Below are 15393 nucleotides of genomic sequence, written 5' to 3'. Positions count from 1 at the left end.
AGCAGTCATGGCCGAGCTGGACGGATCGCCGATCGAGGCCGATTCCGATGTGATCGCTCGGGCCAACAGCACACGAGTCGACTTTCCTGACGGCGACTCGGCCCTCCACGCGCTGTTCTACTCGTGGGCCGACCGGGCACCGGAGCTGCCCGCGATCGTTCACCCCGGCGGGGAGCTGACCTACCGCGAGGTCGGCGATCAGGCCGAAGCCTTGGCCAACGCGCTCATCGCACGCGGGGTGGAACCCGGCGACATCGTCGCCATCGTCCTGCGGAAGGGCTGGGAGCAGGTGGTCGCGGCGCTGGCCACGCTGCGTGCGGGCGCTGTCTTCGTGCCCATCGATCCGGATTTTCCGGCGGCACGGATCACACACCTGCTCCAGCACTCGGAAGCGCGCTGCGTGATCACCCACGCGGATGTGGACGAACGCCTGCGCTGGCCGGAGAACGTCCGGCGGGTTCGCATCGACGAACAACGGCCGGGCGACAATCCGGTGTCACCTGTCGCCACGGCGCCCGATGACCTGGCGTACATCATCTACACCTCCGGGTCGACCGGTGCGCCGAAGGGTGTGATGATCACTCACCGGGGCGCGGTGAACACCATTCTCGACATCAATTCCCGGTTCGAGGTCCGTCCTGGCGACCGGGTGATCGCGGTGTCCTCCTTCACGTTCGATCTGGCCATCTACGACATCTTCGGCACTCTCGGTGCCGGGGCGACCATCGTCTTCCCGCCGCACACCGCGGTGCCGGACGCGGCGGTCTGGCTGGACACGATCAGCAGACACGGCGTGACCATCTGGAACTCCGTGCCCGCGTTGATGGACATGGTGACGGAACTGGCACGAAGCCGAGGCGGCGATGCGGCGGCACTGCCCGCACTGCGTCTGGTGCTGCTGAGTGGCGACTGGCTGCCGCTGCCGCTGCCGGACCGGATTCGTGCGCTGGCCCCGGACGCACTGGTGGTGAGCGCGGGCGGCGCAACCGAAGGGTCCATCTGGTCCATTCTCTATCCGATCGGTGAGGTGGCGCCGGACTGGCGCAGCATTCCGTACGGAAGACCGATGGCCAACCAGAGGTTCTACGTCATGGACCCCGACCGCAAGCCCTGCCCGATCGGTGTGGCGGGCGAACTGCATATTGGCGGCACCGGAGTGAGCGCCGGGTACTGGCGTGATCCGGATCGCACGGCGGCGAGCTTCGTCACCGACTTTCGCACCGGCGACGCCCTCTACCGAACCGGAGACCTCGGCCGCTACCTGCCCGACGGAAACATAGAGTTCCTCGGGCGCAAGGACTTCCAGGTCAAGATCCAGGGCTTCCGGGTCGAACTGGGCGAGGTGGAGTTCGCGCTGCGCGGGCATCCGGACGTGAAGGACGCCGTCGCCGTGGCCCGTCCCGATCCCGCGGGCGACCGCCGCCTCTTTGCCTACGTGACCACCAGTTCGGAGGATCTCGACGGTGATCACCTGCGGGAGTTCCTCCGTGAGAAGGTGCCGCGCTACATGGTCCCGGATGTGGTGTCCATCCTGGTCGCCCTGCCCCTCACGACCAGTGGCAAGGTCGACCGTGCCGCGCTCCCGGAACCGGCGCCGCGGTCGGATAGCCGCAGCGGCCCAAGGACGCCGGAATCGCCCATCGAGGAAGTCCTCGTGAGCCTGTGGGAGGACGTTCTCGGCGTGACCGTTTTCGACACCGAGGCGAACTTCTTCGAATCGGGCGGGAACTCCCTGGGCGCCATGCGGCTCATCGCCGCGGTCAACGCCGTGCTCGGCGTGGAAGTGGCGGTCACGCAGGTATTCGAGGCGCCGACCATCCGGGAGTTCTGTTCCGTACTTGCGCAGGACGAGCCGACATGGCGGAAGGTCACCGCGACGGCGGAACAGCTCCTACAGGAGGTTTCGATGTCCAGCGACACCGCCGCGCGGACATGACCGGAGGAAACACTGTGGGAGAAGGGCCAGCCGCCGCCTCGGTCGGTGAGTGGACCGGTGGCATACCCGCCCGGATCAAGGCGTGCGCGACGCGTACGCCCGACGCACCCGCCGTCCTGTTCGACGGCGTTTCGTGGACGTACCAACGGCTCGGTGAAACCGCGGACCGCATCACGCGCCAGCTCCAACGGCACGGTGCCGGACCTGGCACGTTCGTTGCCGTACAGCTGGATCGTTCTCCCTGGCTCGTCGCGACGATACTGGCGGTGTGGCAATCGGGAGCGGCTGTCGTGCCACTCGACTCCGACCAGCCACTCGATCGGTTGCGGCGCATGCTGTCGACCGATCCGCCGCGTCTCGGAGTGACCGATCACCGGCAGGCGGAGCTTCCCGAGGTGACAACGTGGCTCGACCTCGCTGCCATGTTGTCCGCGCAGGACGATCCCGCCATCGGTAGCCCGCCGTCGGTCCAGCCGGACGACATCGCCTACGTCTACTTCACCTCGGGTTCCAGCGGAACACCCAAGGGAATCGCAGGCATGCACGGCTGCGTGCTGAACTACTTCGACAATCTGTGCCTTGAGCGGTACATCGACGCTGACGACCTGGTGGTCCAGCTCGCCGCGGTCTCGTTCGACGCGTCGCTGCGCGACATGTTCTTCCCGCTCACGGTAGGTGCCCGCACCGTGATCACGCCGAAAGGCGGCCGGGACGCCGCTGCGGCGTTGCGGGTGATCGTGGACGCCGGTGTGACCGCCGTCCTCGCGGTCGTGCCCTCGCTGGTGCGTGAACTCGTCCGGGAGGCGGACAGGCTGGACACCACCGTTCCAGCGGTTCGGGTGATCCTGGTCAGCGGGGAGAAGCTGCACCACGCGGATGTCGCCGCGTTGCGGCGCGTCTTCGTGAACGCGAAGATCGTCAACATGTACGGGCCAAGCGAATGCACGATGACGGCCACCGCGTATGAGATACCCGGGGAGACGATCGGCACCGACGTGCCGATCGGGCAGCCGATCACCGGTGTGTCCGTACAGCTACTCGACCGGTTGCTGAATCTGGTCCCGGTCGGTCAATCCGGGGAGGTGTACATCGGCGGAGCGGGGCTGACCCAAGGGTACTGGCATCGCCCCGGCATCACCGCGGAACGCTTCGTGCCGAATCCCTTCGGCCGCCCAGGCGAGCGGATGTACCGCACGGGCGATACGGCACGGGTGGGTGCGGACGGATTTCTGGAGTTCCTTGGCAGGACGGACAACCAGGTCAAGATTCGCGGCCAGCGCGTGGAACTCGGCGAGGTCGAGGCCGCCTTGTCCGCCCTGCCCGCGGTCAGGGAAGCGGCGTGCCGGGTATGGGACGCCACGCTTGTGGCCTACGTGGCCTGGTCGGACACGACCCCGCAGCCGACCATCGGCGATCTGCGGGCAAGCTTGGCCAGCGCACTGCCGGACCACTCGATACCAACGACGTTCGTGTCGATGGACGCCCTGCCTCACAACCGAACCGGCAAGCTCGATCGTCAGGCACTGCCCGAACCTCCGGCGGAACGGTCCGCGCTGCTCGATGCGCCCACCGCCGCGAGCGATCCGCTTGAGGATGCCCTGATCACGGTCTGGACCGAGGTGCTGGACGCGACCGTGGTGGGCATCCACGACAGCTTCTTCGACCTCGGTGGGCACTCCCTGCTCGCCATGCGCCTGGCCGCCCGGATCTCCGACGTGCTGGGCACCGAGATACCCCTGCGGGCGGTGTTCGACGCGCCGACCGTGGCGGCCATGGCCGAGTTCGTCGGGCGGACGATCGGCGACCGCACCCGTACGCCCGTGTGTCCGTCGCCGGACGGCAGTCCACGGCTTTCGCCGTCCCAGTCGCACATCTGGCACGTCGACCGCCACCTCGCCCCCGGCAACGCCTGCTACAACGTGGCGGGCATCTTCCGTATTTGTGGTGACCTGGACATCGCCGCACTCACCGACGCCATCACGGAGATCGTCCGCCGCCACGAAGCGCTCCGCACGGTGTTCCCCGACCTGGACGGCGAACCGACGGTCCGCCTGCACCCACCCGCACCGACCGCCCTGTCCGTTGACGATCTCGGTACCGAGCCGCAAAGCACGTTGACCGAGCGCATCCACGCCGTGGTGCAACGGGGTTTCGATCTCGCGAACGGACCACTGTGGCGGACCGGTCTGATCCGCCTGTCCCGTCAGGAGCACGTCTTCTTCCTGGTGGCGCACCACATCGTGTTCGACGGTCACTCGATGGGGAACTACTACCGAGAGTTGACCGAGTTGTATCGGGCATTCTCGTCCGGGCTGCCGTCGCCGCTGACCCCCGTGCCACTTCAGTACCCGGACTTCGCCACCTGGCAGCGTGCGCAACTCGAAGCGGGGACCTGGGATTCCGACATCACCTACTGGCGCAACCAGTTGGCCGAAGCGGTTCCGCTGATCAGGCTGCCGGACGGGTACCCCTTCACCGAGGACCGGTATCAGCGCCGACGGCACCGCGCGAAACCGCTGGGTGAGCAACGAACCCGGAACTTGCTGCGGCTGGCAGCCCGCTCCCAGGCAACGCCGTCCATGCTGCTGATGGCCGTGTTCCAGGCCGCGTTGTTCCTTGCTTTCGGCCAGGAGGCTTTCCACGTCGCGACGCCGGTGGCGAACCGTGCTCGTCCCGAGCGCAAGGACATGATCGGCTTCGTGGCGAACACACTGCTGATACGCGCCGACGTCACGGCGGATCTGACGTTGCCCGAACTGTTGGCGCGGGTCCGGGCCAGTCTGCTCGACGGTTTCGCGCACGCCGAGCCGCCACTGGAGAGTCTGCGCGGCAGCCTGGCGGAGTTCACTTCGGACGTTCACCTCGCACAGGCGCTGTTCAACATGCAGGAAGCGCCCGACGACGGCGACGGGATTCCCGGGCTCACGATCACCCCGGTCGATCCGCCCGACGCCTGGTCGCGCTATCCGATCGCACTGTTCGTCACCCAGCGCCCCTCGGACATCGATCTGCACTTCGTGTACGACAGCGTGCTGTTCGACCCGGAATGGGCGGATTCGACCGTGCGAACTGTCGACCGGCTGATCGATTCCGTGCTCGACGGCGACGGCGACGACAACCGCGCCGACCTACCGATTTCCGTGTTCTCGAAGGACTCATGATGGACGCGACCCCCAGCGCACCTGGCACGCGTGTGGCAGGACGAAGCCAGTACTCGCTGTACGCGGTGCTGACCGCACACGGCGTCTCACTCGCCGGCAACTCGATGACCTATCTCGCGGTGCCGTGGTTCGTGCTCGAGACGACGGGAAGTGCCACGCAGACGGGCATCGCGGCGGCGGCGTCGTTCCTGCCGATCCTGCTGTCCATGACATTCGGCGGCGTCCTGGTCGACCGAATCGGCTACCGCCGGGCGAGCGTCATCGCCGACCTCTTCGGCGCGGCGATGGTGGCTCTGATCCCGCTCCTGCACATCGCGGGTATGCTGACGTTCCCGACGCTGCTCGCCCTCGTCTTCCTCGGGGCCGCTTTCGACGTACCGGGCAACGCCGCACGCGAGGCATTGTTGCCCGCGTTGGCGCAACGGTCCGGAATGAGCATCGAACGGGCGTCGAGCGTGCTGGAGGTGGTCGAACGCGGGGCGCGAATGGCTGGTGCTCCGCTTGCCGGTGTCCTGATAGCGCTGATCGGTCCGGTCAACGTGTTGCTGGTGGACGCGGGAACCTTCGTGCTGGCGGCGTTGATCGTCGCCGTTTCCGGAGCGCCGCGGTCCAAACCCGCCGCGACCAGGGAATCCTATCTGGCGGGCCTGCTGCAGGGTTTTACCTTCCTGTGGCGGGATCGGTTGCTGCGCTCGATCGCGTTGCTCCTGGCCGTGACGAACATGCTCGATGTGGCCTACGTCAGCGTGGTGCTACCGGTGTATGGCGATGAGGTGCTGTCGGGTGCGGGCGCAGTCGGCCTGCTCATCGGCACCTCGGCGGTCGCCGGAGTTGCCGGTGGTATCGCCTTTGGCGCCGTGGCCCATCGGCTGCCCCGCAGGCTGCTTTTCACCGTGGTCTTCATGCTGGTCGGGCTGCCCCGCTGTCTCGTGCTTGCCGCGGAACCCGCCCTGCCGTTGATCTTCATAGTGGTCGCGGCGACCGGGTTCTGCGCCGGGATGATCAATCCGATCCTGCGCACCGCGCAGTACCACCGGATTCCGGAGAACATGCGTGCCCGGGGGCTGGGCGCGATATCCGCCGCAGCCTTCGCGATGGTTCCACTCGGCCCGATCGTCGGAGGCGGTCTCATCTCCTACGCCGGCCTGACCGGCACCCTCCTCATCTTCGCCTGCGTCTACGCGGTGGCGACGTTCAGCCTCGTGCCCTTCAAAGTGTGGCGGGAAATAGATGCGACACCGAGCGGGTCACGAACGGATCCGCAGGAGAAGCAGTGAAGCGATGCCGGGTCTGAACAATGGCACCGGCATCCGGACCGCTCCGGTCGCCGGGATCGTCGGCGGCCTCGGGCCGCTGGCCGGAGCTCACCTGTACGAGCGGTTCGTCCGGTTGACCTCAGCCGAGACGGACCAGGGTCACTTCTCCGCCGTCCTGCTCAGTTGGCCGTTTCCCAGCCGGATCGGGCATCTCAGTGGGGTGCCCGGTGTCGAATCGCCTCTCCCCCACCTGGTCGCGGCGACCAGGTCCCTGCAGTCACTCGGATGCACAGTGCTGGCACTCGCTTCGGCGACAACACACGCCTACCGCGTGGACATCCAGGAGCGGACCGGCGCCACCATCGTCGATGGGCTGCGGGCGGCCACGCGGGAACTGTCCGTCCGCGGTGCCACCCGGTGCGTGGTGTTCTGCACGTCACCGACTCGGCGGCAACGCCTGTACGAACCTTCGTGGCCGGACGATGTCGAGCTGCACTACCCGACGAGCGCGGAGCAGGAAACCCTGGACCGGCTCATCACCGCGGTGAAGAGCGGCCGGACCGGTCCGGCCGAGGTGAACGTTCTCGACGAGCTCATCCGCCGCTACCGCGGACGTGGGTTCACCTCCCTGCTCGGGTGCACCGAGCTACCGCTGCTGTGGACGCCGGACGGACCGGACGCCACAGTCGTATCGATTACCGACGCGATCGCAGCGGCAGCGATTGCCGCGATCAGTGCGGCCTTTCATCGTGACGGGCCTGTTCACGGTACGTGCGGAGAGGCTTTGCCGGCATAGGACGAGGCTCCCGGTGAGGCAGCGGTCGACCAAGGTCCGATGCCCCAACCGGGAGCCTCGCTGTGCTGTCTCACCCGGCCGCGGTCGCACTGTTGGGCCTCGCCTCGCCTCGCCCACCCTGCCCGGCGCAGTGCACGACCTGACCGCCGCCCGCACCGGCCCCGGCTGTCCCGCCGCCGAAAGACCGTCAACCGCCACCGCGATCGTCCAGGCCATCCTCGCCCTACCTCACGTCCAGGCCAGCCCAAACACACGATGAAAAGTGCTCAGAATAGCACGGATAAATCAAAAGGCGTGAGTCGATGCGTGAATCCACAAACACTTTTAGCTTCATCACTGCCAGGTCACTACGTAGGGCGTGATGCTCATCACTACCACTCATGTCGATCTGAATCTAAGATCGATCACCAACGTCTCCGGCTCGATGCGAGCAGGCCGGACGCCAATCTGTGACCACGGAGCGCCCCGGACCGTTCTTGCTTATCACCGATTCCTGCGCTTCTCGGGCACACTACCCCTGACCAGCCATTGATGGACGACGGCACATTCGATTGGTCGGCCAAGGTGTGCGGCCAATCGGCAGGAGTCGGCCTTGCACAGGCGAATTCACGTCCCGTAGCCGTCCTGCTTGACACCGGACGCGCCCGCCGGCGGGCCCACCGCCCAGCAAACCCTGATCCAGCTACAAGTAAGGGTTGAACCTCATGCCCAGCAGTGATCTCGAGAGCCAGCTGCCCGACCTGTCGGATCCCGAGCTCTACCGGGCCGTCGACCCGGTACCCCTGTGGACGATGCTCCGAGCACAAACCCCCGTGTTCTACACGCCGGTCAGCGATCGGGGTGCGTTCTGGTCCGTCCTGGAGCATGAGCCCGCCACCCGGGTCCTGACCGACCCGTCGACGTTCGTCTCCGGGAAGGGGATGCGTCTCGGCAGCGATCAGCCCGCTGCGGAGGCCGCGGCCGGCAAGATGCTCATCGTCACCGACCCGCCCCGACACGGCGCGATCAAGCGGATCATCAACTCGACGTACACACCCCGGACGGTGGCACGGCTGCGGGACACGATGCGAGAGGTGGTGACGGAGGCTTTGGACCTGGCCTACGACCAGGACGTCTGCGACTTCACCGACGTGGCGGCACGATTGCCGGTGGCGGTCATCTGCGACATGCTCGGCGTACCGAAAAGTGACTGGGACCTGATGCTGCGGCTGACCGCGACCGCTTTCGGGAACGATCCGCACACCAGCGTCGAGCAGATGAGGGAGGCGTACACCGACATTTTCCTCTACTACGACGACCTGGCCAAACAGCGCCGACGAAGCCCGGGCAACGACGTGACCAGCGCGCTGGTCAACGGGCAGATCGACGGAGCGCCGCTGACCGACGAGGAGGTGTTCCTCAACTGCACCGGTCTCCTCTCGGGGGGCAATGAGACGACCCGGCACGGCACCGTTGGTGGACTCCTGGCGCTGATCGACAATCCAGACTCGTGGCGAGCACTCCAGGTCGACAGGAGCTACGTGCCGTCCGCGGTCCAGGAGATCCTGCGATACGCCAGCCCGGTGCTGCACGTACGCCGGACCGCGGTGCGGGACACCGAGATCGGCGGCCACGCCATCAGCAGCGGCGACCAGCTGGCCGTGTGGCTGCCGGCGGTGAACCGCGATCCCAAAGCCTTCGTCGATCCGGAGACGTTCGACATCACACGCTCACCGAACCGTCACTTCTCCTTCGGCCACGGCCCCCACTTCTGCCTCGGTGGTCCACTGGCGGTCACCGAGATGGAGGTGTTCTTCGAGGAACTGGTCCGTCGCACGGACCATGCCGAACTGGCCGGCCAACCGCAGCGCCTCACCTCCAATCTAGTCTGGGGATTCGAATCGATGCCGGTCCGTCTCGTGCCACGGTAAAGGCACCCAGCGGTTCTCGAACGCCCCCCGCACCCGCCCCGACTGTGCCGCCGTCAGAGGACCGTCAACCGACACCACGCCAGGATCCGCGCCGTCGGCGGGCTCAGTGACCTGGCAGCGGGCGGTAACCGACTGCGGTAATCAGTTCAGCGATCGTCACGTCGGTGTCGGTGACGATCATGTGCAGAACCGAGGTGACACACCTCTCGACGTCCTCGATCATGGCCGGGCTGTATTTGCTCCGGTCGTACTGCATCTCGAATTCGTACGGTGTCCCACCGTTGACGATCAGGCTGAGCGGGTAGTTGTTCATCTCGCGAACCCGCAGAGTTCGCGCGGACATGCCGCCCAGCGCGGTCCGGACCGGATCGTCGACCGGGTAGTTCCCGACCACCACGATGCTGTCGAACAGTGACTGCCGCGGCGGAATCTCGCTCCATGCGGTGATGTCCGCCAGTGAGGTCTGTTCGGACGGCATCCGGGTCCAGTCCGTCTGCACCTCCCGCAGCCAGTCGTCGAGCCGTTGATCACCACGTCCCAGCCGGACGCGGACCGGGAGCGTGTTGATGAACAGGCCGATCATCCGCTCCATCCCGGGCATGTCGGCCCGGCCGGACACAGTGGCCCCGAACACCACGTCGGTGGCGTTCGTGTACCGGCTCAGCATCAGCGACCAACTGACTTGGAACAGCGTGCTGGGGGTGATACGCAGGCGTCGCGCGCAGTCCTGCACCGCGTTGGACAACTCTGCCGGAAGCTCCCGGTGGTGAACGCCGTACCCGGTGACGTCGGACGGCTCAACGGGCAACCTCGTCGGTTCGGTGAACCCCGCGAGGTAGTTCCGCCAGTACCTCTCGTCCGCGCCTGCCTTCCGAGCACCCTGCCATTCGATGAAGTCCCGGAACGGACGGCGGGCCGGCAGCCGCAACTCCGCACCGGCGACCAGAGCCTGATACACGGCCAGCGCGTCGCCGATGAGCATGGTGATGCTCCAGCCGTCGAACAGGATGTGGTGTGTTTCCACCAGGATGCGCCAGTTCGCGGGACCGCTCTTGATCAGAGTGACACGGGCGATCGGGGCTCGTTCGAGGTCGAAGGTGTTCCGCCTGCCCTCGTCGAGCAGGTCTTCCAGTGCCGACCGCTGTTGCGCGTGATCCCGGTCCGACCAGTCCAGATGCGTGACCGGGAGGTGCACGTCGCGCTCGACCACCTGGAGCGCCGGATACACGGCTTTCCACGTGAACCGGGTACGCAGCATGGCGGTCCTGCGGGTCACCTCCTGCCAGGCCTGAGCCATCGCGTGCGCGTCGATGTCACCGAGTTCCCAGCTCGCCTGCGTCAGGTACACGTCGGCGTTGGCCGCGGTGAGCGTGTGGAACAGGATGCCCGTCTGCAACGTGGACAACGGATAGATGTCCTCGATGCCACGGTAGGAGCCGAAAAGCCGCTTCAGGTCCGCGGTGGACAGGCCGGTGAGCGGGTAGTCCGACGCCGTGCGCCCTCCGCTGTCCGGCAGGCGGCAGAACTCGGTGATCCGTTCCAACGCCCTGGTGAAGTCACCGGCGATGCCTTCGATGCGGCTCCGGTCGTAGACGTTGCGATCGTACGACCAGTGCACGACGAGGCGCCCGTCCTGGATCCGGGCATACGCTTCGATCGGGTAGGTACGCGGCCGGCTCGGTGCGTTTCCAGCCCGCAGCGGATCCGGTACCTGGCGGACCAGGGCGTCCCCGCCAGAGGGGGTGTCGATCCGGCCGAGGTAGTTGAACAGGACTTCGGCTTGCGGCAGATCGTCGATGCGGTGTTCGTCCGCGCGGACGTGCCGCAGCAGGCCGAGGCCGATGCCGCGGCGGGGAACCGCGCGCAATGTCTCCTTCACCGCGATCAGGCAACCACCGACGTCGGCGGGGTCGGGCAGGTCCAGGTAGACCGGAAAGACCGAGGTGAACCAGCCGACGGTCCTGGTGAGGTCGACGTCGTCGAAGAGCGGTTCCCTGCCGTGGCCCTCCAGATCCACCAACAGCCGTGGCGAACCGGTCCAGGTGCCGAACGCCAGCGCCAACGCGGTCATCAGCACGTCGTTGACCTGGGTCCGGTAGGCGTCGGGCACCTCCTCGATCAGGGCACGAGTGGTGTCGCGGGACACCACGGAGTCGAACTGCTCCACGTCGCCGTACGTGCTTCGATCGGAGGTCACCACGCCGTCACGAGGCAGGGACGGCAGCTCGCGGGGAACCATCGAGCGCCAATGGCGTGCCTCATCGGCCAGTTCGGGAGATCCGGCCAGATCGTGCAGGCGTCCAGCCCACGTCTGGAAGGAGGTGGTCTTGGCGGGCAGCACCGGGTCGGTCCGGCCGTCGAGAAGCTGACGGCACACCGAATCGAAATCCTCGATCAGGATGCGCCACGAGACGGCGTCCACGCAGAGGTGGTGGATGATCACCAGCAGCACCGGCCTGGCGCCGTGACGTTCCAGGTACACCGCTCGCACCATCCGGCCCGCCACCGGGTCGAGGGATTCGGCCGCCCTTGTCGCGTAGTCGTCCAGCAGGACGCCGACGTCCAGGTCGTCGACAGTGTGCCGGACCAGCCGCTCCTCCGGCCGGTACGCCTCCACAGCCTGGGTCCAGGCCGCGCCGTCGAATGCCAATCTCGTCCTGAGCACGTCATGGTGCCGCACCAGGTGGTCGATGGCGGTGTCGATGATCTCGGCGGGTAGGTCCGCGGTGATCTCCAACGCCAGGTACTGCGTCTGGTAGTCCCGGCGGGGGTCCCCGACCGACACGAAGGAACGCTGGATCGGGGTGAGGTGCACCGGCCCGGTGACCTCGCCCTGCTCGGCCAGGCACCCGGCCACGTTCTCGTCGTCCGCCTCGGTTGCGACCGCGGCCAGTTCGGCAAGGCTCTGGTGCTGGAAGAGCTGGTTGGGGTGCAGCCGCAGCCCGGAAGCCGCAGCCAGTGACGTGACCTCGATCGCACGGATCGAGTCACCGCCGAGCGCGAAGAAGTTGTCGTGCACGCCCACCTCGTCCAGGCGCAACACTGTCTGCCACACCTCGCCCAGTACCCGTTCCACCTGGGTGCGCGCCGCGACCAACGTCGGACGGTCGGACGAAACGGTGGACAGCGGCAGTGCGGCCACGTCCACCTTGCCATTGCGGTTGAGGGGCAGAGAATCGAGGACGACGAACGCCGACGGCACCAGATAGCTCGGCAAGCGACCCGACAGGTCGGCACGCAGTGCCGCGGACAACCGGCCGGGGTCCGCCGTGTCGTGCGGGACCACGTAGGCCACCAGTCGCTTGTCACCAGACGGATCTTGCCTCGCCACCACGATCGCCTGGCGAACGGCGGGATCGGCCGTCAGGTGGCTCTGGATCTCGCCGGGCTCGATCCGGACGCCACGGATCTTCACCTGATGGTCGGTGCGGCCGAGGAACTCCAGCGTCCCGTCGGGAAGCCAGCGGACGAGGTCGCCCGTGCGGTACATCCGGCTGCCGGGTGCGCCGAAAGGGTTGGGCAGGAAGCGTTCGGCGGTCATGCCCGGCTGGTTGAGATAGCCACGAGCGAGTTGGACACCCGCGAGGTAGAGCTCACCGGCCGCACCTTGCGGAACGGGGCTCCCGGCGGCGTCGAGAACGTACAACCGGGTGTTCCACACCGCGCGACCAAGCGAGGCCTTCTCTGCTCCTGGCCGTAGGGTGCACCCGGTGACCTGGATAGCGGCCTCGGCTGGGCCGTACTGGTTGTGCAGCACGGCATCGAAGGTCCGGTGGAAACGGTTCACCAGGTCCGTGGTGATGGCCTCGCCACCGCAGATCACCAGACGCAGTCTCGCGCATTCCGCGGCTGCGGGCTCGGCGACGAAGAACCGCAGCATGGACGGCACGAAATGTGCGACGGTGATTCGCGTGTCCCTGATCAGCTCGGCGAGGTATTTCGGATTTCCTTGCTCACCGGGCCGGGCCAGCACCACCGCGGCTCCGGTGCAGAGCGGCCAGAAAATCTCCCACACGGACACGTCGAAGCCGAACGGTGCCTTCTGCAGCACACGGTCCTCTGCGGACAGACCGTGTTCGGCCTGCAACCAGGTGAGGTAGTTGATGACGCCCTCATGCGGCGTGACAACACACTTGGGACGGCCGGTGGAGCCCGACGTGTGAATGGCGTACGCGAGGCTCTCCGGAGCGGTGGTGCCGACCGGTGGCGTGGTGGGGTACTTCTCGGTGATGGCCCAGTCGCGTTCGAAGACGTAGGTCCCGATGCCGTCCACCGCGGGAACCGTGGTCTGCTGGGCCCGGGTGATCAGCATCGCCGCACCGGCGTCGGTGAGCAGCGAAGCCAGCCGGTCGACGGGCTGGTCCGGGTCGAGCGCCAGGTAGACGCCACCAGCCTTGAGGACGGCGAGGACGGCGATGACGACCTCGGCGGACCGCTCGATGCAGACACCGATCGTCGACTCGGTCTCGGCGCCGAGCGCCCGTAGGTGATGGGCCAGTGCGTTGGCGCGGTTGTCGAGTTCTCGATAGGTCAGCCGGCGGTCCTCGGCGATCACCGCGATCGCGTCCGGAGTACGTTCTGCTTGCGCCTGCACGAGTTCGTGCAGGCAGCGCCCACCCGCACCCGGCCGGTCGGTGTCGTTCCACTCCTCCAGGACACGGACGCGCTCCCGATCGGCGAACACCGGCAGTTCGGACAGCCTGCTGTCCGGGCGGGCCACGATTCCGTCGAGCAGGGCGGCGAAATTGTCGGCGAACCGCTCGATGGTGGGCTTGTCATACAGATCGGTCGAGTACTCGATCTGGCCGACGAAATCCCGACCGATTTCGCTGAACATGATGGAAAAGTCGAATTTGCTCGTGCGCGTCGCGACGGGCAGGGACTCGACGTGCAGGCCGGGCAAGGTCAGGTCGTCGCCGTGTACGGAGGTTCGCCCCGCCGAAGGAACCCGGGCCGAATCAAGGTTCTGCGGTTCGTAGACCTGGAAGTTGACCTGGGCCAACGGTTGCACGCTCAGATTGCGCGTCGGCTGCAGTTCGTTCACCAGCTTCTCGAACGGCAGTTCCTGGTGGTCGTAGGCGTCGAGCGCGGTGTGGCGTACCCGCCTGACGAGTTCGGTGAACGGTGGATCACCGGCCAGATCGGTTCTGAGCACCAGGTTGTTGACGAAGAAGCCGATCAGCGGCTCCAGTTCGACGTGGCCACGGCCGACGACCGGAGAGCCGACGACGATGTCGGTCTCGCCGCAGTACCGGGAAAGCTGCACCTTGAACGCGGCCAGCAGCACCATGAACAACGTCGCGTCCTGTGCCGCGGCGACTGACCGCAACAGCGCCAGAATCGGCTCGGGCACGGTGAAGACGTGCTCCGCACCGCCGAAGGACGGCACGGCACGGTGTTGCCGATCCGCGGGCAGGGTGAGCATCTGGGGTGCGCCGCTCAGTCGGTCGCTCCAGTGGGTGAGTTCCCGCCGCAGGCGTTCGCCGGACATCGTCCGGCGCTGCCAGACGGCGAAATCCGCGTACTGCACGGCGAGTTCCGGCAAGGTCGGCGAGGCCCCGTCGCGTGCCGCGGCGTACAACGTGGTGATCTCCCGGAACATCACACCGAGCGACCACGTGTCGGTCACGATGTGGTGCAGCGTGATCAGCAGGACGTGGTCGTCGGCGGCCAGTTCGATCAGTTTGAGCCGGAGCAACGGGCCGGCTTCCAGGTCGAAAGGAACCCTGGCCTCGGCCATGGCCAGGCGGACGGCTTCGGTTTCCCTGTCCGGCATCCCGGCCAGACTCACTGCCGGGATATCGACAGGACGGGATGTGCCGATCACTTGAACGGGGGTTCCCGCACGTACGGCGAAGGTGGTCCGCAACGCCTCATGGCGGGCGACCACGCCCGTGAACGCCTTCCGCAAGGCGGAGCGGTCCAGTGGGCCGCGCAGCCGGTAGGCCAATGGCGCGTTGTACAGACAGCGGTCAGGCAGCAGGCGGTCGAGGGTCCACAGCCGTTGCTGGGCGAACGAGAGCGGCAGGTCCGCGGTCCGGTCGGCCGGGGTGATCCGATTCGAGTGGCCCTCCCGGGTGAGCATGAGATCCAGCAGTCGCTGTCTGTTCGCGACCGATCGAGCTTGTGGAACTGCGCTCATCCTGCGATGCCCTCGCTTCCGACGCCGCGTGAGGCGGACTTACCAGGTTCGGTGCCCACTATGGCTCTGCCTGCTGGTACGGCATCGACACGTTCGTGGTCGGCCGACTGCGATGACACCGCTGGTCGGACACGTTGCCATTGGTGTCCAAGGGACTGCTACGGGTCGAGTACGGGGATAGCGGCGACGGTC

Annotated in this window: 6 protein-coding genes; 5 read left to right on the top strand and 1 reads right to left on the bottom strand. The window is 66.8% G+C overall.

Features of this window, described 5'->3' with window-relative positions:
• The first annotated feature begins 7 nt into the window (after positions 1-7).
• The 5 genes from OOK41_RS14980 (at position 8) to OOK41_RS14960 (ending at position 9059) form a co-directional block, all read left to right on the top strand.
• A complete protein-coding gene (locus tag OOK41_RS14980; RefSeq protein ID WP_266265481.1) occupies positions 8-1936 on the top strand; it encodes an amino acid adenylation domain-containing protein in 1929 nt (642 codons plus the stop codon).
• Complete coding sequence (locus tag OOK41_RS14975; protein WP_266265479.1) at positions 1858-5097, top strand: amino acid adenylation domain-containing protein; 3240 nt, start codon at positions 1858-1860, stop codon at positions 5095-5097. Before OOK41_RS14980 ends, OOK41_RS14975 begins: the two co-directional genes overlap by 79 nt.
• The gene (locus OOK41_RS14970; protein WP_266265476.1) at positions 5097-6374 is read left to right on the top strand and encodes an MFS transporter; all 1278 of its coding nucleotides are present in this window, start codon (positions 5097-5099) and stop codon (positions 6372-6374) included. Before OOK41_RS14975 ends, OOK41_RS14970 begins: the two co-directional genes overlap by 1 nt.
• Before the next feature lie 4 nt (positions 6375-6378).
• Positions 6379-7149: an aspartate/glutamate racemase family protein gene (locus OOK41_RS14965; protein WP_117670138.1), complete on the top strand. Its 771-nt coding sequence runs from the start codon at positions 6379-6381 to the stop codon at positions 7147-7149.
• A gap of 920 nt (positions 7150-8069) precedes the next feature.
• Entirely contained in the window at positions 8070-9059 is a 990-nt protein-coding gene (locus OOK41_RS14960; RefSeq protein WP_266265474.1) for a cytochrome P450, read from the top strand.
• A 103-nt stretch (positions 9060-9162) separates the two neighbouring features.
• Here OOK41_RS14960 and OOK41_RS14955 read toward each other — a convergent pair whose 3' ends face one another.
• Positions 9163-15144, bottom strand: coding sequence for a non-ribosomal peptide synthetase (locus OOK41_RS14955; protein WP_266265471.1), 5982 nt, complete (start codon positions 15142-15144; stop codon positions 9163-9165).
• Positions 15145-15393 lie beyond the last annotated feature (249 nt).

The organism is Micromonospora sp. NBC_01655, assembly GCF_026339755.1.
Taxonomy (GTDB): domain Bacteria; phylum Actinomycetota; class Actinomycetes; order Mycobacteriales; family Micromonosporaceae; genus Micromonospora.
Note: the sequence above shows the minus strand (reverse complement) of the source record. Positions and strands in the feature narration are given on the sequence as shown.

Excerpts from the sequence above, each read along its gene's own strand:
- OOK41_RS14955 (WP_266265471.1), bottom strand. The coding sequence starts at position 15,144 with ATGCTCACCCGGGAGGGCCACTCGAATCGGATCACCCCGGCCGACCGG.
- OOK41_RS14965 (WP_117670138.1), top strand. The coding sequence starts at position 6,379 with ATGCCGGGTCTGAACAATGGCACCGGCATCCGGACCGCTCCGGTCGCC.
- OOK41_RS14970 (WP_266265476.1), top strand. The coding sequence starts at position 5,097 with ATGGACGCGACCCCCAGCGCACCTGGCACGCGTGTGGCAGGACGAAGC.
- OOK41_RS14975 (WP_266265479.1), top strand. The coding sequence starts at position 1,858 with ATGGCGGAAGGTCACCGCGACGGCGGAACAGCTCCTACAGGAGGTTTC.
- OOK41_RS14960 (WP_266265474.1), top strand. The coding sequence starts at position 8,070 with ATGCGTCTCGGCAGCGATCAGCCCGCTGCGGAGGCCGCGGCCGGCAAG.
- OOK41_RS14980 (WP_266265481.1), top strand. The coding sequence starts at position 8 with ATGGCCGAGCTGGACGGATCGCCGATCGAGGCCGATTCCGATGTGATC.